Raw genomic sequence first — 17,909 nt, forward strand, 5'->3', positions numbered from 1 at the left:
GGCGGTTTTGGCGCGGATCATGGCCACGGGGCGCAGGGTGCGTCCGACCACCCACCACGTCGCCCACGCGGCCAGCCCGATCCCGGCCAGGACCGCTGAGCCGATCAGGAATTCGAGCGTGTGGGACGCGAGGAGCGGCGGCTGGGCCGTCCCTGCGTAGACGAAATGTTGCCGTCCCTGCCAGAGAACCCGCGTCTCCAGCGGCGGGACCCGGATGGCGGTAAGGACGACGCACTCGTCACCCGGAGGGCACTCGGTCCGGTGGGCGACCCGGTCGTCGATCGGGGGCTGCAGGGAGCTCAGTCGCGGCCGGCCCGCCGCGGCCGGGCTCGCGGACACGACCGTGCCCCGTTCGTCGACGAGTTGCAGGAGGTCGATCTTGGACTTCTTGGCGCCGTGCCCGGGGCTGAGGGTCGCGGGAGGCGCGGAGCCGAGTCCCATGGACCCGATCACCTCGGCGGCGACCGCCTCGGTCTCCTTGAAGATGTTGTTCTCGATCCGCTCTCGGATGGCCAGATCGATGCCGCCTCCGATGATCAGGAAGGCGAGCAGGGAGACGATCCCGGAGACCAGGGTGAAACGCGCCTGGATCGAGCGGCGGCACAGCCTCTGGTACACCCTGTCTCCTGTCGTGGTCGATGAATCCGGTCGCATAGAGAAGAACGACCGGAGGCACCCGGGTTCATGGCGAACTTGATGCCCACGCCCGGAAACCATGCACAAAAACCACGAACGCATGACTAGCGCATTACTTAAAACGCGCAAATCATGGGAAATCGCTCAAATTTGATCTATCGACGAGGGAGCTCGCGCTCTCCGCCCGGCCTCACGCCTGCGAGGGGATGCCCTGCCTCCGCGGCCGGCCTGTCCCGTGGACCGGCGGGTACGACCGGGACCCGCTCCTCACGGCCGCCACGAGGCGCGCGGCCAGCCCGGCGGCCTGCGCGCGGATCTCCGGGATGGCCGTGGTCTCGTACCGCGTGCCCCGCAATGTCGGCCCCAGAGTGAAGATCCTCTCGCTGGGCCGTCCCCAGACGTCGAGCACGGCGCCGCCGTCGTCGGCGTCCAGGCCGAGGCCCAGCGCGTCGGGACGGCCGAGCCCGGCGGCGAAGAATCCGGAAAGGAAGGGATCGCGGGACACGTCGGACGCCGGGCCGGTGCCGTTGACCACCCAGCCGACGCGGAGGTCGCGAGGCGTTCCCTCCTCGTCCACGTGGGCGACCACGCCGTCCTCGGCGGCCGTGGTCCCGGTGAGCCGGCCGCGTACGACCTCGAGGCGTCCTTCCGCCCGCAGCAGGGAGACGCGAGAGGCCGTCGAGGGAGGGATCCGGTGCCGGTGGACCTCCCAGTAGCGGGCGACCAGGCCGAGGAAGCGGCGGCGGTCGTCGAGGGAGAGCCGGCCCCACAGTGCGGGGACGTGCGGGCGCAGGCCGTCCATCACCGAATGCCATTCGCCGTCCCCTGCCGTGACGGCGGTTCGCACGGCACGCAGCAGGTCGGTGAGTCGCGTCGCGTCGTCGGGAATCGGCACCGGGGCCGGTGGTCCGGCGGGACATCGGTGCGCGCGGGGAAGCAGGCCGTGCCTGGACAGCGCGTACACCGTTGTGCCCGGACGCCCCCGGGTCACGGTTATCGCCACATCGATCATGGTCAGCCCGGTGCCCACGACCAGAACGGAGCTCCCGTCACCGATGTGGGCGATCGCGCCCGGCGCCCAGGGGTCGCCGACGTAACGCCCCGCGACGTCCTCTGTCACCTGCGGCAGGCGCGCGGGCCTGGTGTTGCCGAGGGCGAGGACGACGGCGTCGGCGTCGATCCTGCCGCCACCGGACAGGTGGACCACGGGCCTGCCGGGCAGCGACCGCGAGACGGAGGAGACCTCCCCGGTCACACGTGTCACCACGGCGTCGGGGGAGGCGTCGTTCTCGGCGGCGGACAGCACGTCGCGCAGGTAGCGCCCGTAGACGGCGCGCGGCAGGAAGTCGGATCCCGCGGCGTCGAGGCCGCTCGCCCGCGCCCACCTCAGGAGGTGGCCGGGATCGTCGGCGATCGCGCTCATCTTGTCGGCGCAGGCGTTGAGGAGGTGATCCGGGTCTTCGGTCGCGTAGGCCTGTCCCATGCCATGGCGTCCGTACCGGTCGACCAGGACGACCCGCAGCGCCGTGCGGGAATCGGCCGCATGACGGAGCAGGTGCACTGCCGTGAGGGTGCCGCTCGCGCCGCCACCCACGATCGCCACCACGGGGAGACGGCCTTGCTGAGCTGAGGAATCGACCACCCGCCAACAGTAACCCGTAATCCCTATGGGTTGAATAGGTAATGACCCAGGTCGAGGAAAGCTTTGAGAACCCACCAGCCCCCTCCGCGTGATCATGCACAAGCTCGGCGGCGTGCGGGACGACCCGGGCGAACCCCGATCGTGATCATGCACAGGTTCGGCGGCGTGTGGGTTGACCTGGGCGTACGCCGTTCGTGATCATGCGCGAATTCGTCGTGGCGCGGGCTGAGCTGGAAGTTCTCACTCGGTGATCATGCGTTCGCTGGCGTTTCTTCTCGTACGGCCGCGCGCCCCGTCGCACGGGGGAAGCGGCGTGGGGACGGGTGGTTGCCAGCCGTCCAGATTGCCCTGATGGGTATCCATACCTAGGAGATCGCCTGGTGGGGTTGCATGGTGAGGGTCGCTTGGGCGCCGTCTTGCTGCATGATCACGGACGGCGAAGGTGCGGGTCGGGCCACAAGCCGTCGAACTTGTGCATGATCACGAACGGCGTACGCCCAGGTCAACCCGCACGCCGCCGAACCTGTGCATGATCACGCCGGGGGGCAGGGGCATGATCACGATCAGGGTTCGTCCGGGTCGTCCCGCACGCCGCCGAGCTTGTGCATGATCACCCTCCCTCCCCCTCCCTACTCCACCCATCCCGTCTTCATGCGTCTCTTCTCTGGGGGGATGGTGGCAATGCGGCACCCAGGTAATGGCACACCCAGGCAAAACGCACCCTGGCGGGCGCCGGGCGTTCGGCCGAATATGAATGCACGGGCATCGGCGTTAGGCGCCGAGCGTCGATCGGGGAGACAGCCAGATGTATGTGTACGGAATCGCGACGAGCCAGGAGGAAGCCCTCTTCCTTCTCCTCACTGTCCTGTTCTGGGTGGCGATCTTCGGCGGCGTCGGGGCCGCGCTGCGTTCCAAGGCCAGGGACCGCCGGTCGAGGACACCCGAGGACGTCCTCTTCCAGAGGTTCGTCGCCGGAGAGATCGACGACGACGAGTACCGCCACGATCGTGAAGCCCTCCGCCGCGTGCCCCACCTGTGCGGACGCGACGGCTCGTGAGCTCCCTCCGCCGTCACTCGGGCCAGGGCGAGTTCTGGATGACCTCGACGAAGTCGCCACGGGTGAACCCGGGAACGAAATGCTGGAGCACGTCGGCCTTCACGTTCCCGAAGGTGGTCTCCGGCCGCGCGGCAATGCCCTCGGTGAAGGCCTCGAGGATGCGCTTCTTGAACTGCGGCCGCGGGTGCAGCGCGACGATCTCCGCCCGGCTCTCCTCGGAGATGTCCTCGTAACCGATCCCCAGTACGTCGTACTCCACGCCGGCGGTGACCAGGGCGACCTCCGGCTCCATGAACTCCGGGATGCCGGGCGTCGTGTGCAGCGCGATCGACGTCCACACCCGCCGGATGCTGTCCTCGGGAACGCCCCGGCTCTGCAGGAAGCGGCGGGCCTCGTCGGCGCCGTCGACCTCGAAACGGCGGCCGCTGCCGCGGAACTCCTCGCCGAGACCCAGGTCGTGGAACATCGCGCCGATGTAGAGAAGTTCCGGATCGAAGCTCAGTCCCCGGTTGCGCCCCTGCAGACTGCCGAACCAGTAGACGCGGCGGGAATGGTGGTAGATCAGGTCGCCGGCGGCGCCGCGGACGAACTCGGTCGCCTCGGCGGCGAGCCTGGTGTCCGGGACGGCCACTCCTGCCGCGGGATGCTCCATGACCTTCATGGTCGAGACTCCTGTTCTGGAGGGGGAGGCCGGTCCGGCCTCGGTCCGTGCTTCCACCCTGCCGACCGGGGGAAGCCCCCGGCCATGTCTTCCGGGACCTAAACCCCACACATGAGGACATGACCCCATCGCGGTCCCACAGGCCCGCCGTACGCTGGGAAAATGCCCTACCGAAACGGCGAGTGCCGGCCGCACCGAGTGATCGTCTTCGCGTTCGACGGGGTGCGGCTGATGGACGTGGCCGCCCCGCTCGAGGTCTTCGCCACCGCTTCCGGCGACTCCGGCGCGTACACCGTCGAGGTCTGCACACCTGACGGTCGCGCCGTCACCACCTCCACCGGCCTGCGCATCTCGGCCGACGTGCCGTACGCAGATGTGGATCATGTGGACACGCTCGTGGTGCCAGGCCCCGCCGATCTCGGCACGATCGAGGCGTGCCCCGGCCTCGTCGAACAGGTGAGGTTGCTGGCGGCGCGGGCTCGGCGGGTGGCGGCGGTCTGCACGGGGGCGTTCGTCCTCGGGGCGGCCGGACTCCTCAGAGGACGCCGCGCGACGACGCACTGGGAGCACGCCGCGGACCTCGCCCGGCGCCATCCGGACACCAGCGTCACCCCCGACGCCATCTACGTGCAGGACGGGCCGATCCTCACCTCGGCGGGTGTCACCGCCGGCATCGACGTGTGCCTGGCCCTGGTGGAGCAGGACCAGGGGCCGGACGCGGCCCGGACGGTCGCCCGCGACCTGGTCGTCTTCCTGCAACGGCCGGGCGGCCAGTCGCAGTTCTCAGTGGCGTCCCGCACGTCCGCGTCGGGCCACCCGGTCCTGCGCCCGCTGCTCGACGCCATCGCGGCCGACCCCGCGGGCGACCACAGCCCGCGCGTCCTGGCCAAGAACGCCGGTGTAAGCCCCCGTCATCTGTCCCGGCTCTTCCGGGAGCAGGCGGACACGACTCCTGCGGCCTACGTGGAGACCATGCGCCTGGAGGCCGCCCGGATCATGCTGGAACGCGGCGTCAGCGTGACCGCGGCGGCGCGGCGCAGCGGGCTGGGCAGCGACGAGACCCTGCGGCGGGTCTTCGCCCGCCACCTGAGGACCACCCCGTCGGCGTACGCCGCCCGGTTCCGCACCACGGGTACGGCGCACGCCGGGCTGTGACCGGGGTGGTCACCGCCCGGGCGGGCCCGCCGACTCGCTGACGAACAGGCGGATGACGTACCCGTGGACGCGTGTTCGGGACGCCTGGTGATAGTCGTCGCGCAGCGACCGCAACTTGGCGAGATCCTGCGGGGTGGTCAGGCGGGCGTCCTTGATGCGGGAGCGCTGGATCGCCCACACCCGCGGCACGTCGCGGAGCGCGGCCGCGATCCTGTTCGCCGGGATCTCCTCGGAGATCAGAGCGCCCGCCTGGGCGGCGGTCCGGGTCAGGGCTACCTCACGGACCGCCGCGAAGTCCTCCGGGTAGGCGTCGGCGACGATGCGGCGCCCCACCGGCAGGAACAGCACGGCGTCACCCGGCCGGGCGCCCTCCATGATGACGCGCGCCGCGCCCGCCGGGTCGTCGTTGCGGCTGGTGATCCGGCGGACGTCGGCCTGGGACGGCAGAGCCAGGACGGCGGTGGCGCCCAGCAGCGCGCACGCGACGACGACGCCGGGACCGCGCCGTCCGCTCAGTCGTCCGCTCAGCGGTTCTGTCAGCGCTACTGTCAGCCGCCCGGCGGCCGCCAGCCCCGCGCCGACCAGCCACGCCAGCCCGATGACGGCGTAGAGGATGTAACGATCCTGGTAGAAGGGCTTGAGCTGGGAGACGGCCAGCAGCGCCGCCGGTGGGAGTACGGCCATGGGAGCCGCCACGGCGAGCAGCGGGAGGCGCGGAGCCGCCGGCGAGGCGTCGTCGGCCGGACGGCCCGGCAGGAACGCGAGCACGACCAGCCCGGCGGTGACCGCGAGCAGCACACCTGTCCCGGCCAGACGGGTCACCAACTCGCCCACGGCCTCCCAGCCGGGTCTCGTGAGCCAGCCGACCTGTCCCTGCTGCGTGCTGCTCACCCACACGAGGGGGGCGACGGGAACGAGGCCGGCGGCGCAGGCCGGAACCCACCGGACAAGCGCCGTCCGGCCGGCCCGGCTCACGAGAAGCGTCACGGCGTGTGCGAGCAGAGCGAAGACGGCGAAGACGTTGAGCAGGCACCCGACGGAGACCGCCGCGCCGTACAGCACCCACCAGCGACGACGCCGGGGTTCGGACACCGCCCGGGCCAGGGACAGGGTGGCGAGCACCACGGCCGCGGTGACCAGCGCGTACGACCGTCCCTCCTGGGCGTAGTAGCTCACCACCGGGGTCGTCGCGTAGGCCAGGCCGGCGAGCAGGCCCGTCCAGGACGACGCCGTGTGCGCCGCGACGGCGGCCACGCCGGCTGCGGCGACGCACGTGGCCAGCACCGACGGCAGGCGCAGCACGACCTCGCCGGGATCGGGACCGCTCACCAGGGCGAGGAGCGGATGGAGCATCAGGTAGTAGAGGCCGTGGACCGCGTCGACCTCGCCGAGCGTGTTCCACAGAGCCGGAAGCGAGCGGCGCGCGACGGTGAACGACGTCGCCTCGTCATGCCACATCGATCCGCGGTCGACTCCCCAGAAGCCCGCGACCAGCGCCACGACCGCCGGTACGACCACGGCGGGGCGGCCGCGCAACGTGCCGATGCTCATGAATCCCCCGTTTCGGACCCGGCTCCCGGCGCGGACTCCGCCGAAGGACCGCTGCCGCGGCCCGTCCGGCTCGCCCCCGGCGGACGCCCCTCTCCTGTGGCGTTGTCGTCCGCTTTCCCGTGTCAGCTTCCCCGCCGGCCGACGGATCGACCTCATGGACAGGTCTTTGTGTTCGACGCGGTGAGGTCCCCGCCGGTTCGGGGGAGGGGGAATGAACCGCTTCGTCTCACATGCCGGATCGGCCGCGGTGATCTCGGCCTCCGGTGGGAACACCCCGCGCACGCGGCGTGCTGCAACTCAGGAGACGATGCCTGCACGAGGAGCACCAGCCATGACCGCCAGAGAAGTGAAGATCCCCGGCGCCGATCATCCGATCACGATCGAGCCGAGCACCGACGAGATCGTCGTCACCGTTGCGGGGAAGGTCGTCGCCTCCACACGCGACGCGCTGGTCCTGCGGGAGGCCGACTATCCGCCGGTGAACTACATCCCGGTCAAGGACGTCGATTTCGGCCTGCTGGAGCGTACGGACCAGGCGACCTACTGCCCGTACAAGGGGTGGGCCGGCTACTACAGCATCCCCGCCGGCGGCGGCAGCTCGGTCGACGCCGTTTGGCGTTACGACGAGCCGTACGACGCCGTGGCCGCGATCAAGGACCACGTCGCGTTTTATCCTGACCGGGTCGACTCGATCACGGTCCGGCCCACGGCCTGACCCGGCTCGTCGGAAGGGGCGCGGCGAACGCCGCGCCCCTTTCCGTGTGCCCGGGGCCGTTCAGTGGACTCCGGTGAGCTTGTCGGGATTGGTGATGGTGTAGATGCCGCGGATCCGGTCGCCTTCCTGCGCCAGGTCGACGACGATGACGGCGAAGGGCGAGCCCTCCACGAACACCACCGCCGAGAGGTCGCCGTTGACCGGCTGGAAGCGGATGTCCAGCCCCTCCAGCGGCCTGGCGGTCCGGGCGACGAGCAGCCGGGCGACCCTGTCGCGGCCGTGGATCGGGCGCGGTCCCGCCGCGGTCGCCTTGCCGCCCCCGTCGGTCCACAGGGTCACCTCGGGGGCGAGGATCTCCAGCAGGGAGTCGAGGTCGCCGCCGAACGCCGCGGCCACGAACCGCTCGGTCACCTGGCGTTGCGTCCGCCGGTCGACCTCGTAACGGGGCCGCCGCGCCTGCACGTGCTCCCGGGCCCGGTGGGCGAGCTGGCGGATCGCCGAGGGACTGCGGCCGAGCGTCTCCGCGATCTCCGTGTGCGCGTAGCCGAACACCTCGTGCAGGACGAAGACCGCGCGTTCCAGCGGCGTGAGCGTCTCCAGCACCACCAGCAGCGCCATCGACACCGACTCCGACCGCACCGCCTCGTCGGCGGTGTCGCCGGAGGTCAGGAGTGGTTCCGGCAACCACGGGCCCACGTACGTCTCACGGCTGCGGCTGAGCGCGGTCTGCCGGGCCAGGGCCTGGTTGACCGCGATCCGCACGAGATAGGCGCGGGGGTGCCCGATGTCCTCCTGGTTCCGCGACGCCCACGACAACCAGGTCTCCTGAAGCACGTCCTCGGTGTCGGCGACGCTGCCGAGCATGTTGTAGACGATGGAGAACAGCAGCTCACGATGGTCGGCGAACACGCGTGTCACACCGTCGGCCGAGATCCCGGGCATCGCGGGCCTCCTCTCCTGCGCGGATGCCTCCCAAGAGTGGTCCGCGCCCGTCCGATGTGACATCCGCCCGCGAATTGTGACTCGGATCTCACCCTCGACTCCGATGTCACACTCCGGCGGCCCACAGCTCTCTCAGGATGCGACCCGCCCGCCGCGGACGATGCGGCGGGCCGACCAGGAGAGCGAGACGCATCGTGACTGTGAACACTCCGGAGGGCCGTGCCGCCGCTTCCTCGGCGCCGCCGCGGAGTATGGAGGTGCTGCGGACGCCGGACACGCGGTTCGGGGGGCTGCCCGGCTACGCGTTCGAGCCGCACTACGTCGAGATCGACGCGGGCGACGGCGCCGGAACCCGGCTGCGCGTGCACTATCTGGACGAACGTCCGGACGACACGGCGGAGGCCTCGGGAGAGACGATCCTGTTGTTGCACGGAGAGCCGACCTGGAGTTATCTCTACCGGAACGTCATACCGCCGCTCGTGGCGGCGGGACACCGCTGCGTCGCCCCCGACCTCGTGGGGTTCGGCCGTTCCGACAAGCCGGCGTCTCCCTTCGCGTACACCTACCAGAGCCACGTTGACTGGCTGCGGGAGACCATGTTCGGCCGGCTCGACCTGCGGGACGTGACCATGGTGTGCCACGACTGGGGCGGCCTGCTCGGGCTGCGACTGCTGGCCGAGCACCCGGACCGGTTCCGCCGCGTGGTGGCGACCAACACCGTCCTGCACACGGGCGACCAGGGGGACATGGGCCCCTTCTACACGCAGTGGCTGCAGTTCAGCCAGCGTGCCCACCCGTTCGAGCCCGGAGCGGTCGTCGAAAGGGGCACGGCAACCGATCTCGACCCGGCGGTGCGCGCCGCCTACGACGCGCCGTTCCCCGACGAGGCCCACCTCCAGGGCGTACGCCGGTTCCCCCTCCTCATCCCCATCTCGCCCGACGACGAGGCCGCCCCGGCGAACCGCAAGGCGTGGGAGGTGCTGGAGACCCTGCGGATCCCGTTCCTGTGCGCGTTCAGCGACCGGGACCACGTGCTCGGCGACGCGCACACGCCGATGCGCGAGCGCATCCCCGGCGCCCAGGGGCAGCCGCACACCACCATCACGAATGCCGGCCACTTCGTGCAGGAAGACCGGGGCCCCCGGCTCGCGGCGGTCATCGACGACTTCGTCCGCACCGCCCGTTGAGCCGGCACCGAGCGAAGGGAGCATCGACATGACCGTTCTCGTCACCGGAGCCACCGGGACCGTGGGCGCCCACGTCGTCCGTCATCTGCTGCGGGCGGGCAGAAAGGTGCGGGCGCTGACCCGCGACCCCGCCTCCGCCCACCTGCCGGAGGGCGTGGAGGTGATCGCCGGCGACCTCACCGACGCCGCCACGCTGGCGCCCGCCTTCGACGGCGTCACCGCCGCTCATCTGATCAATTTCGGCAGGGGATACCGGCCCCTGGGAAACGGGCAGGAGATCGTCGACCTCGCGCTGCGGGCCGGAGTGCGCGCCGTCACCGTCCTCGGCGGCTGGGAGACGGGCAGCCTGGAGCCTGCCGTACAGGCCGGCGACCTGAGATGGACCCTCCTGCGGCCGGTGGAGTTCATGGCCAACACACTGGCCGACTGGGGCGAGTCGCTGCGGACCACCGGCGTCGTCCGCGAGCCGTACGGCGACAGGAAGAGCCCTCCGATCCACGAGTCCGACATCGGCGCGGTGGCCGCGGCCGTGCTCACGCAGGACGGCCACGCGGGGCAGGACTACCACCTCACCGGGCCGGAGGTGGTGACTCCCCGCGACAAGGTCCGCATGCTCGCCGAGGCGACCGGCCATGACCTGCGATTCGAGGAGCTCACGCCCGGCCGGACGCGGCAGGAGTGGGTCACCGATGGCGGCCGGCCTGAACGGCTCCTCTTCCAGGCGTTCCCTCCCGGGCTGGGTGACGCGGAGCTCGTGGAGATGCTCCTGCGGCTGTACGGCACGCCCAACGAACTCGGCGCCACCGTCACCGACGCCGTGGAGAAGGTCACCGGCCGGCCGGCGCGCACGTTCGCCGAGTGGGCGGCCGAGCACGCCGGCGCGTTCCGGCCGCGATCCGCGGAACGACCCGAAGCAGATCGGAAGGTCTCATGAGCACCTCATCGAAGCCCGTCCCGGGCCAGGCGCACCGCTACGCGCCGGGTGACCTGGTCGCGCGTCGCGAGCTGACGTCGATCCGGGCGGAGCGGGTGCTCCTGCCCGACCCCGGCTCCCTCGTCCACCTGCAGTTCCGGCGCTACGCCGGATGCCCAATCTGCAACGTCCACCTGCGGTCCGTGGCCCGGCGCCACGACGAGATCGCCGCCGCGGGAATCCGCGAGATCGCGGTGTTCCACTCTCCTGCGGAGGACATGCTGCCCCACCAGGGCGAGCTCCCCTTCGCCGCCGTCGCGGACCCGGACAGGCAGCTGTACGCCGAGTTCGGCGTGGAGGCGTCCCCCCGGGCCGTGCTGCATCCGCGGGCCTGGACGGCCCCGCTGAGGCCGCAGACCTACTCCGTCGTCATCCGGGGCATACGCGCCGGGGGGACGCCGTTCTCGACCGGGGGCCAGACCGTCCTCGGCCTGCCGGCGGACTTCCTCATCGCTCCTGACGGAAGGGTGCTGGCCGCCAAGTACGGCGGGCACGCGGGTGACCAGTGGTCGGTCGACGAACTGCTGCGCCTGGCCGGGCGGTAGCGCCGACCGTGGGCGGCCGGGATGATCGCCGAGTGGCCGGGCGTTGCCCGGCACAGGGACCCGGGCGTGCCCGCGCCGGGACCTGCCACGCGAACGGAGCGACCGTGACACACGACGACGAACTCTTCCTCCGCCGGGCCATCGAGCTCGCCGCCATGTCACGGGCGTCGGGAGACGCGCCGTTCGGGTCGCTGCTGGTCGGCCCGGACGGCGCGGTCCTCGCAGAAGACCACAACACGGTCCTCACCGACCGCGACATCTCCGCTCACCCCGAGCTCAAGCTGGCCAGGTGGGCGGCCAGGGAGCTGAACCCCGACGTCGCGTCGGCCACCACCATGTACACGAGCTGCGAGCCGTGCGGCATGTGCGCGGGCGCCATCGAACGGTCCGGTCTCGGCCGCGTCGTGTTCGCGTTGTCCAACGAGCAGCTCACCGGCCTCAAGCCGCCGGCGGCCGGCACCGGCGTGCGCCAGGACGGTCCCGCGCTCTACGACGAGGCGCGGGTCCCCGTGGAGGGCTACTACCTCTGAGCCGCGGTCTGCGGGCTCACCCGGCGGTGAGCCCCAGCTCCGCGAAGACGGCCCGGTGGTCGGTGTCGGGTACGGCCTGGACGCTGAACGCCCGGACGGTCACGCCGGGGCCGGCGAGGACGTGGTCGAGCGTCACGGGCGGGATGCCGAAGCCGTTGAAGTGCCACGGGCGGTACGGCCACGTGGTGGAGAGGCCGTCGCCCGTGGCGTCGGCGGCGTCCGAGTACCCCTCGTCCAGCAGACGGCGGACCCGAGCGTGGTCGAGGGTGGCGTTGAAGTCACCGGCCAGCACGCGTCTCGATCCTGCGGGTGCGGCCAGCGCCGCGAGGCCGTCCGCCCAGCACTGGTACCTGTTCTGGTAGCGCGGTGCGCAGGGGTGCACGGACACGATCTCGACGGGCCTGCCGTCAGGTGCCGCCAGGGTGGCCCGCGCCTGGCCGAAGCCGCCGATGTCGATCGCCTGCCCAGGCGTCAGGGGGAACCGGGCGTAGATGCCGGACCCGCCGGTGCCGGGGCGCGAGCGGACCACCTTGTACGGCAGAAGCGCTCCCAGCCCCGCTTCGTCCAGTCCCTCGGCGGCCTCGGGGGTCAGCTCCTGCAGGGTCAGCACGTCGGGACGGAGTCTCCGTACGAGATCGACGAGTGCGGGCGGAGGCGCCGCTCCGATCATCAGGTTCGAGGACAGGATCCGCAACGACGGCCCGCCGTCGTCCACGTCCGTCACGGTCGCCCGCGGCAGGACGCAGGCGGAGAGCATGGCGGTGACCAGAAGACTCGCCGCCAGAGCCTTCCACCTGCGCGAGACCAGGGCGACGATCGGGGCGACGACCGAGAGCATCGCGACGTAGGGCGTGAACCCCACCAGCTGCACCCAGCGGAAGTGCACGTCGGCCGGGACCAGCCGGAGCACGGCCCAGATCGCGAACGGCGCCGCCGTTAGCCACACGAGCACGCTCACCCACCGTCTCCGGTGAGTCTCGGGAGCGACCGGCGGGCCCTCCTCCTGCGCGATCGTCGTCACCCGGGCCCTCCGTCGGCTCGATCATGCTCGGCGGGGGCAATCCTAGGGCGGTTCAGGTAGCGGGGACCTCGCGGTCGTGACGCTCGCGGGCGGCCCGGATGTCGTCGCGGTGGGCGGTGGCCCATTCGTCCAGCGCGGTGAGCGGGCCGAGCAACGTCCGGCCGAGCTCGGTGAGCTCGTAGTCGACGCGCGGCGGCACGCTCGCGTGCACCGTCCTGCTGACCAGCCCGTCGCGGGCGAGCGCGCGCAGCGTGTGCGTGAGCATGCGCTGGCTGATGCCCTCGATGGCGCGGTGCAGCTCGCTGAAGCGGTGCGTGCGCCGCCCGAGCAGCACCACGATGAGCACACTCCACTTGTCGCCGACCCGGTCGAGCACGTCGCGGATGGGACAGTCGTCCGTGATCTGGAAGCCGGCGGGCCCAGGCACATCCGTGTGCGTGACAGACATGGAAGTGCCTCCTTATGGTCGCCGTTATTGTGACTCATGATGGTGTTACACACAATAAGTAACCAGGAGGGCTTGATGAGCGCATCCGCGTCGCCCGAGACTCAGCGGCCGGACGCCGTGACCGCGGAGACCGACCCTGAGACGCAGGGCGGGACGCCGTCGATCAGGCGGCCGGTCGTTCCGGGTCTGGTGGTGCTGGGCGCCGAGGGCGCCGAGGCGTGCTCGGACGGGAGCTGCTGGTGAGCGAGGAGAAATCTGTGCGGGTCGAAGTGTGGTCCGATGTCGTGTGCCCGTGGTGCTACATCGGCAAGCGGCGGCTGGAGCGGGCGCTCGAGGGGTTCGAGCACGCCGGCGAGGTCGAGGTGGAGTGGCGCAGCTTCCAGCTTGATCCCTCGCATCCGAAGGGCGTCAGGCAGCCGGTGTACGAGGCCCTGGCCCAGAAGCTCGGCGGTTCCACGGCGCAGGTCCGCGCGATGACCGACCGGGTGAAGGCGCTGGCCGCGGACGAGGGGCTCGAGTACGACTTCGAGCACTCCATCTCGGTCAACACGTTCGACGCCCACCGCCTGACCCATCTGGCCAAGGCGCACGGTCTGGGCGGGGAGACGCACGAGCGGCTCATGCGGGCCCAGCTCATCGAGGGCGAGACGCTCGACGACGTGGACACGCTCGTCCGGCTCGGCGCCGACGTGGGCGTCCCCGCCGACGAGGCCCGGCGGGTACTCGAAGGGGACGACTACACCCGTGAGGTCGAGGAGGACATCCGCGAGGCCCAGATGCTCGGCGCGACCGGAGTGCCGTTCTTCGTGCTCGACCGCACGTACGGCGTCTCGGGCGCGCAGCCGGTCGAGATGTTCCTGTCGGCGCTCCGCACGGCGTACGAGCACGTGGACACCCCGGCCCGCTGACGACGTCCGGGGCTGGGCGAGCCGGCGCGGCGGCCGTACGAGGTCGCCCGCGCCGGCGTCCGGGACTCTCAGCCGATCACCTCGACCACGTTCCCCTCCTGGTCGCGGATCTGCGACCTGACGATCTCCACAACGACGCCCGGCGCGGTGCGGAGCACGTGGACCCCGGCCGTCGGGTGCAGCACCGCCGTCAGTTCGGACAGGACCTCCGGCGGGATCTCGACCTCGACGTACCCGTCACCGGACTCCGTGACGGTGACGTGGTCGCCGGGGCGCAGTCGCACACCACCGCCGGGCGCGTCGATCGACAGACCGCGCCCGTACGGCAGGCGGCCGGCCAGCGCTCGTGCGATGCGCTCGGCCGCGTTCGCGCCGAAGGTCAGCACCATCTTCTCCGGTCGGCCGTCGGTCTTCCAGCGCGCATCCTGGACGTACAGGCCGCCCGTCGACGAACCGTCGCGCCGCGCGCCGTCTTCGATCGCGGCCGCGAGGTCAGGATCGTCGATCACGCTGTCCCGTGCCAGGTCCGTGACCAGCAGCGGCAGCCGGGTGCGCAGGACGCCGAGCAGGCCGAGGGCGTCCCAGCGTCCGATCGCCTCGTATTCGCCGAGGGTGAGCCCGACGACCTGCAGGAAGCACAACCGCCCGTGAGGTGTGTCGATCGTGCCGAGTTCGGGATCCTCGGCGAAGGCGGCGGCCCGGATCGCCGTCTCGGGGTTCTCCTGCGAGATCGGACCGTTCAGATCGATATGGTGGCCGGGCGCGAACGGGTTGGCGGAGGAGAAGACGTAGCGGCCGAGGTTCTGCAGGAAGCTCGCCGCCCACATCGGCGGTTCGGCCTCATCGGGGCCGCGGGCGACGCGGAAGGTGAACTCGAACCCCCATCCGGACTCCTCGGCGATCTCCGACTCCTTGTCGTACAGCTCGGACATGCCGTAGCTGACGAAATGCCAGTGGTCATCACGCGGGTAGACGCTGATCCCGTCCAGCGGGTCGGGGCCGCCGAGGCTCCATTTGAGAAGCGTTCCGTAGTGTCTGGGGGCCACCCCGGGATAGAGCCGCGCCGCTGCGGCGTCGATGGCGTCCCATCCGGCGGCGATCGTGTTGTCGACCATGAGGCGCGACTCTATTCGAGCTTCGCGGGCGGTGGATTCGGCGCGGTACGACCGGGTGTGGCCGGTCAGTAGTCCCTGATGGTGATGGCGGTCGCGGCCTTGCGGATCGGCTCGGTGACCCGCTTGATCATGCGCTCCTTTCCCGGGAGGTGCGGCATGAGCCGCAACATCCCCATCTGGAACCGGATCTGGCCCGCCGACTTCAGCACCATCCCCTTGAGGTTGCCTTCGGCGAGCTTCTGGTTCTCCTCGACGAAGGGCCGCATGTCGTTCTCGTAGGCGGCGAACCCGGCCGTGTGGTCTCCGGCCGCGGCCGCCAGGGAGCCGGCCAGGACGTAGGCGCCGACCAGGCTCAGGCTCGTGCCCTGGCCGGACGCGGGGGAGGGCCCGTAGGCGGCGTCGCCGACGAGGACCACCCGGCCCGACGACCACCGGTCCATGCGCACCTGGCTGATCGAGTCGAAGTAGAAGTCCGGCGCGTCCCACATGGAGTCGAGCAGGCGGGGGACGTCCCAGCCCTGGTCGGCGAAGGTCCTGGCCAGGAGCTTCTTCTGCCCGTCCACGTCCTTGCGGTCATAGGGGTCGGCCGGAGAGGTGAACAGGAACATCGCCTTGGCGTCGGCGCTCTGCCGGGTGCTGTACATCCCCGCGCTCCGGCCCGGCGCCGGGTGCATCATCTCGGTGCGGTCGAGCCCGAGGTGGTTCGGGACCGTGAAGATCGAGATGTGGTGGCCGAGGTCGTGGACGAACCCGGACTCCTCGCCGAAGGCCAGCGCCCGTACGTTGGAGTGCACGCCGTCGGCGCCCACGACGAGGTCGAAGGTCCGGTCGGGGCCGTTCTCGAACGTGACGCGGACGCCGTCGGCCGTCTCGTCGAGCGCCGTGATGGAGTCGTCGAAGATGTACTCCACGTCGTTTTTGGTCGCCTCGTAGAGGATCGCGCCGAGGTCGCCGCGCATGATCTCGACGTCGTCGCCCTCGCGCCCGCCGAACAGTTGGGCGCTCATCGTCGCCATCTGCCTGCCCTTCGCGTCGACGAAGCGCGCGACCTGCATGTCCGTGCTGTGCCGCCGCACCTCTTCGAGTAATCCCATGCGCTCGACGACCTCTAGAGCGGCGCCCCGGATGTCGATCTTGTAGCCGCCCGTCCTCAGCGAGGGCGCGCGCTCCACCACCGTGGGGCTGAAGCCGTGCTTGCGAAGCCAGTAGGCGAGGGCGGGGCCGGCGACGCTCGCGCCAGAGATCAGAACGTTTGTCATGTCTCCGACTGTACAAACGTCTCAGAAATCTGTCTAGTACAAATGTGCAAGACATTTGTTCAAACGCGCGCTAGGCTGTGGGCCATGGGAAATCGGGAAGATCTGCTCGCGGGGGCCCGCCGCTGCCTGATGGAGAAGGGGTACGCGGGCACCACCGCCCGCGACATCGCGGCGGCCTCCGGCACGAGCCTCGCGTCGATCGGCTATCACTTCGGGTCCACGAAGGCGCTGCTGAACGCGGCCCTCTACGAGGCGCTGGAGGAATGGGGGAGCGAACTCGAACGCGCCCTCGCCGGAGGACCGTCGTCGTCGGGCCTGACGCCCGCGCAGAGGTTCGAGGAGGCGTGGGCGCGGATCATCGAGTCCTTCGCCAGGAACAGACCTCTGTGGGCCATCCAGTTCGAGCTCATCGCCCAGATGGACCGCATGCCCGAGTTGAGAGAGTCCTTCGCGGCGGCGAACCGCCAGGCCCGGCTGGGCCTGGCGGCGCTCTTCGACGGACTGGACCCGGTCGCGGACGAGAAGAAGGCGATGGTCGTCGGCGCGTTCCACCAGGCGCTGCTCGGCGGGATGGCGGCCCAATGGCTTGTCGACCCCGAGGGCGCTCCCTCGGCTGAGGATCTTGCCGAGGCGCTGCGCACGATCACCGCCGGCCTCACGGACTGACGCCCTCGTGGGGTGATCATGCACAGGTTCGTGAACGCGCCCGCCGACCTGCGCCGACACCTCGCGTGATCATGCACGGGTTCGTGAACGGGTCCGCCGACCTGCGCCGACACCTCGCGTGATCATGCACAGGTTCGGCGATGCATGCTCTGACCTGCGCCTGCGATCTCCGTGATCATGCATGGAGGTCGGTCCGATTTCCCGTTCGCGCGCCCCTGCGGCCGCCTGGGTGATGTTGTCGTGGTTCGCGATGACGCTCTCATTGCCAGATCACGAATGGCATCGCCGCAGATGGGAGGGTGTTTCTCCGAAAGTGTGCATGATCACGAACGGAGAAACGCCTGATGGCGGCCGTTCCGTGCGAAGGTGTGCATGATCACGCACGGAGGAGGGGCAGGTGGCGGCGGCCTGCGCTGATCGACCGCGTCCGCGAGTTCGGCGTGCCCGCGACCTACGACGCGGACACCGAGGAATGCGCGCCCGGCCCCGACCCCGGATACGGCGGCCGGCACCTGTCCGCCGACGCCGAGGGCCTGACCATCTACTACGGCAGGAACGGCAAGGGCTACCTGATCGCGTCCAGCCAGGGCGACGACACCTTCGCCGTCTACGGCAGGGGCGGCGGGAACCGCTTCATCGGGTCGTTCCAGGTCGGCGACCACGGCGGCGTCGACGGCGTGCAGGCGAGCGATGGGGCGATGGTGGTCAACGTGCCGCTCGGCCGCGACTTCCCCAAGGGCCTGTTCGTCACGCACGACGGCGCCAACACCCCCGTCGCGCTCGACCCGGACGGTGAGATCCGCGAGAACACCGACTTCAAGTACGTCAAGTGGGACGACATCGCGCGCCCTCTCGGCCTGGAGGTCGACACCAGGAGCGGAGATCCTCGCGGCTGACG

General features: G+C 70.6%; 19 protein-coding genes and 1 pseudogene. 11 read left to right on the forward strand and 9 right to left on the reverse strand.

The features are described 5' to 3' along the window. Positions 1-618 (reverse strand): annotated as a pseudogene (locus Pka01_RS39460) (hypothetical protein); the annotation flags it as partial. A 208-nt stretch (positions 619-826) separates the two neighbouring features. Then, positions 827-2,278 carry an FAD/NAD(P)-binding protein gene (locus Pka01_RS39465; protein WP_203888135.1) on the reverse strand — a complete coding sequence of 484 codons (1,452 nt, stop codon included), beginning with the start codon at positions 2,276-2,278 and terminating at the stop codon, positions 827-829. A gap of 805 nt (positions 2,279-3,083) precedes the next feature. Here Pka01_RS39465 and Pka01_RS39470 point away from each other — a divergent pair. Beyond that, positions 3,084-3,335 carry an SHOCT domain-containing protein gene (locus Pka01_RS39470; protein WP_203888136.1) on the forward strand — a complete coding sequence of 84 codons (252 nt, stop codon included), beginning with the start codon at positions 3,084-3,086 and terminating at the stop codon, positions 3,333-3,335. A gap of 13 nt (positions 3,336-3,348) precedes the next feature. Here Pka01_RS39470 and Pka01_RS39475 read toward each other — a convergent pair whose 3' ends face one another. Continuing rightward, a complete protein-coding gene (locus Pka01_RS39475; RefSeq protein WP_239116271.1) occupies positions 3,349-3,996 on the reverse strand; it encodes an HD domain-containing protein in 648 nt (215 codons plus the stop codon). Positions 3,997-4,158: 162 nt separating this feature from the next. On the opposite strand from Pka01_RS39475, the gene Pka01_RS39480 reads away from it, so the two are divergent. After that, entirely contained in the window at positions 4,159-5,151 is a 993-nt protein-coding gene (locus Pka01_RS39480) for a GlxA family transcriptional regulator (RefSeq protein ID WP_203888137.1), read from the forward strand. Between the two features lie 9 nt (positions 5,152-5,160). Here the strand turns inward: Pka01_RS39480 and Pka01_RS39485 are convergent, their stop codons facing one another. Continuing rightward, on the reverse strand, positions 5,161-6,702 hold the full coding sequence (locus tag Pka01_RS39485; protein ID WP_203888138.1) for a glycosyltransferase family 39 protein: 1,542 nt from the start codon (positions 6,700-6,702) through the stop codon (positions 5,161-5,163). A 331-nt stretch (positions 6,703-7,033) separates the two neighbouring features. On the opposite strand from Pka01_RS39485, the gene Pka01_RS39490 reads away from it, so the two are divergent. After that, a complete protein-coding gene (locus Pka01_RS39490; RefSeq protein WP_203888139.1) occupies positions 7,034-7,417 on the forward strand; it encodes a DUF427 domain-containing protein in 384 nt (127 codons plus the stop codon). A gap of 60 nt (positions 7,418-7,477) precedes the next feature. Here the strand turns inward: Pka01_RS39490 and sigJ are convergent, their stop codons facing one another. Further along, entirely contained in the window at positions 7,478-8,359 is an 882-nt protein-coding gene (gene sigJ, locus Pka01_RS39495) for an RNA polymerase sigma factor SigJ (protein ID WP_203888140.1), read from the reverse strand. A gap of 194 nt (positions 8,360-8,553) precedes the next feature. Here sigJ and Pka01_RS39500 point away from each other — a divergent pair, with 194 nt between their 5' ends. The 4 genes from Pka01_RS39500 (at position 8,554) to Pka01_RS39515 (ending at position 11,594) form a co-directional block, all read left to right on the forward strand. Continuing rightward, the gene (locus Pka01_RS39500; protein WP_239116272.1) at positions 8,554-9,546 is read left to right on the forward strand and encodes a haloalkane dehalogenase; all 993 of its coding nucleotides are present in this window, start codon (positions 8,554-8,556) and stop codon (positions 9,544-9,546) included. A 28-nt stretch (positions 9,547-9,574) separates the two neighbouring features. Further along, positions 9,575-10,480, forward strand: coding sequence for an SDR family oxidoreductase (locus Pka01_RS39505; RefSeq protein WP_203888141.1), 906 nt, complete (start codon positions 9,575-9,577; stop codon positions 10,478-10,480). After that, positions 10,477-11,064, forward strand: a complete 588-nt coding sequence (locus tag Pka01_RS39510; RefSeq protein WP_203888142.1) for a peroxiredoxin-like family protein — start codon at positions 10,477-10,479, stop codon at positions 11,062-11,064. The genes Pka01_RS39505 and Pka01_RS39510 overlap by 4 nt, the downstream gene beginning before the upstream one ends. A 104-nt stretch (positions 11,065-11,168) precedes the next feature. After that, positions 11,169-11,594, forward strand: a complete 426-nt coding sequence (locus tag Pka01_RS39515) for a nucleoside deaminase (RefSeq protein ID WP_203888143.1) — start codon at positions 11,169-11,171, stop codon at positions 11,592-11,594. Between the two features lie 16 nt (positions 11,595-11,610). Here the strand turns inward: Pka01_RS39515 and Pka01_RS39520 are convergent, their stop codons facing one another. Then, positions 11,611-12,615, reverse strand: coding sequence for an endonuclease/exonuclease/phosphatase family protein (locus Pka01_RS39520; RefSeq protein ID WP_203888144.1), 1,005 nt, complete (start codon positions 12,613-12,615; stop codon positions 11,611-11,613). A 52-nt stretch (positions 12,616-12,667) separates the two neighbouring features. Continuing rightward, the gene (locus Pka01_RS39525) at positions 12,668-13,063 is read right to left on the reverse strand and encodes a winged helix-turn-helix transcriptional regulator (protein ID WP_203888145.1); all 396 of its coding nucleotides are present in this window, start codon (positions 13,061-13,063) and stop codon (positions 12,668-12,670) included. 75 nt (positions 13,064-13,138) lie between these two features. Here Pka01_RS39525 and Pka01_RS39530 point away from each other — a divergent pair, with 75 nt between their 5' ends. Together Pka01_RS39530 and Pka01_RS39535 are read left to right on the forward strand one after the other, a co-directional pair. After that, positions 13,139-13,306 carry a hypothetical protein gene (locus Pka01_RS39530; protein ID WP_203888146.1) on the forward strand — a complete coding sequence of 56 codons (168 nt, stop codon included), beginning with the start codon at positions 13,139-13,141 and terminating at the stop codon, positions 13,304-13,306. A gap of 14 nt (positions 13,307-13,320) precedes the next feature. After that, positions 13,321-13,971 (forward strand): DsbA family oxidoreductase, encoded by a 651-nt coding sequence (locus Pka01_RS39535; protein WP_203888147.1) that lies wholly within the window; start codon positions 13,321-13,323, stop codon positions 13,969-13,971. 68 nt (positions 13,972-14,039) lie between these two features. On the opposite strand, the gene Pka01_RS39540 is transcribed toward Pka01_RS39535, so the two are convergent. Next, a complete protein-coding gene (locus tag Pka01_RS39540) occupies positions 14,040-15,086 on the reverse strand; it encodes a suppressor of fused domain protein (protein ID WP_203888148.1) in 1,047 nt (348 codons plus the stop codon). Between the two features lie 65 nt (positions 15,087-15,151). Then, on the reverse strand, positions 15,152-16,345 hold the full coding sequence (locus Pka01_RS39545; protein WP_203888149.1) for an FAD-dependent monooxygenase: 1,194 nt from the start codon (positions 16,343-16,345) through the stop codon (positions 15,152-15,154). Positions 16,346-16,429: 84 nt separating this feature from the next. Between Pka01_RS39545 and Pka01_RS39550 the strand changes: the two genes are divergently transcribed. Together Pka01_RS39550 and Pka01_RS39555 are read left to right on the forward strand one after the other, a co-directional pair. Then, positions 16,430-17,011: a TetR/AcrR family transcriptional regulator gene (locus Pka01_RS39550; protein WP_203888150.1), complete on the forward strand. Its 582-nt coding sequence runs from the start codon at positions 16,430-16,432 to the stop codon at positions 17,009-17,011. 344 nt (positions 17,012-17,355) lie between these two features. Beyond that, positions 17,356-17,907 carry a phytase gene (locus Pka01_RS39555; RefSeq protein ID WP_203888151.1) on the forward strand — a complete coding sequence of 184 codons (552 nt, stop codon included), beginning with the start codon at positions 17,356-17,358 and terminating at the stop codon, positions 17,905-17,907. Positions 17,908-17,909: the final 2 nt, after the last annotated feature.

Origin of the sequence: Planotetraspora kaengkrachanensis (genome assembly GCF_016862895.1) — a bacterium.
Taxonomy (GTDB): Bacteria; Actinomycetota; Actinomycetes; order Streptosporangiales; family Streptosporangiaceae; genus Planotetraspora; species Planotetraspora kaengkrachanensis.

Excerpts from the sequence above, each read along its gene's own strand:
- Pka01_RS39470 (WP_203888136.1), top strand. The coding sequence starts at position 3,084 with ATGTATGTGTACGGAATCGCGACGAGCCAGGAGGAAGCCCTCTTCCTT.
- Pka01_RS39475 (WP_239116271.1), bottom strand. The coding sequence starts at position 3,996 with ATGAAGGTCATGGAGCATCCCGCGGCAGGAGTGGCCGTCCCGGACACC.
- Pka01_RS39480 (WP_203888137.1), top strand. The coding sequence starts at position 4,159 with ATGCCCTACCGAAACGGCGAGTGCCGGCCGCACCGAGTGATCGTCTTC.
- Pka01_RS39485 (WP_203888138.1), bottom strand. The coding sequence starts at position 6,702 with ATGAGCATCGGCACGTTGCGCGGCCGCCCCGCCGTGGTCGTACCGGCG.
- Pka01_RS39490 (WP_203888139.1), top strand. The coding sequence starts at position 7,034 with ATGACCGCCAGAGAAGTGAAGATCCCCGGCGCCGATCATCCGATCACG.
- sigJ (WP_203888140.1), bottom strand. The coding sequence starts at position 8,359 with ATGCCCGGGATCTCGGCCGACGGTGTGACACGCGTGTTCGCCGACCAT.
- Pka01_RS39505 (WP_203888141.1), top strand. The coding sequence starts at position 9,575 with ATGACCGTTCTCGTCACCGGAGCCACCGGGACCGTGGGCGCCCACGTC.
- Pka01_RS39510 (WP_203888142.1), top strand. The coding sequence starts at position 10,477 with ATGAGCACCTCATCGAAGCCCGTCCCGGGCCAGGCGCACCGCTACGCG.
- Pka01_RS39525 (WP_203888145.1), bottom strand. The coding sequence starts at position 13,063 with ATGTCTGTCACGCACACGGATGTGCCTGGGCCCGCCGGCTTCCAGATC.
- Pka01_RS39530 (WP_203888146.1), top strand. The coding sequence starts at position 13,139 with ATGAGCGCATCCGCGTCGCCCGAGACTCAGCGGCCGGACGCCGTGACC.
- Pka01_RS39540 (WP_203888148.1), bottom strand. The coding sequence starts at position 15,086 with ATGGTCGACAACACGATCGCCGCCGGATGGGACGCCATCGACGCCGCA.
- Pka01_RS39545 (WP_203888149.1), bottom strand. The coding sequence starts at position 16,345 with ATGACAAACGTTCTGATCTCTGGCGCGAGCGTCGCCGGCCCCGCCCTC.
- Pka01_RS39550 (WP_203888150.1), top strand. The coding sequence starts at position 16,430 with ATGGGAAATCGGGAAGATCTGCTCGCGGGGGCCCGCCGCTGCCTGATG.
- Pka01_RS39555 (WP_203888151.1), top strand. The coding sequence starts at position 17,356 with ATGGCGGCCGTTCCGTGCGAAGGTGTGCATGATCACGCACGGAGGAGG.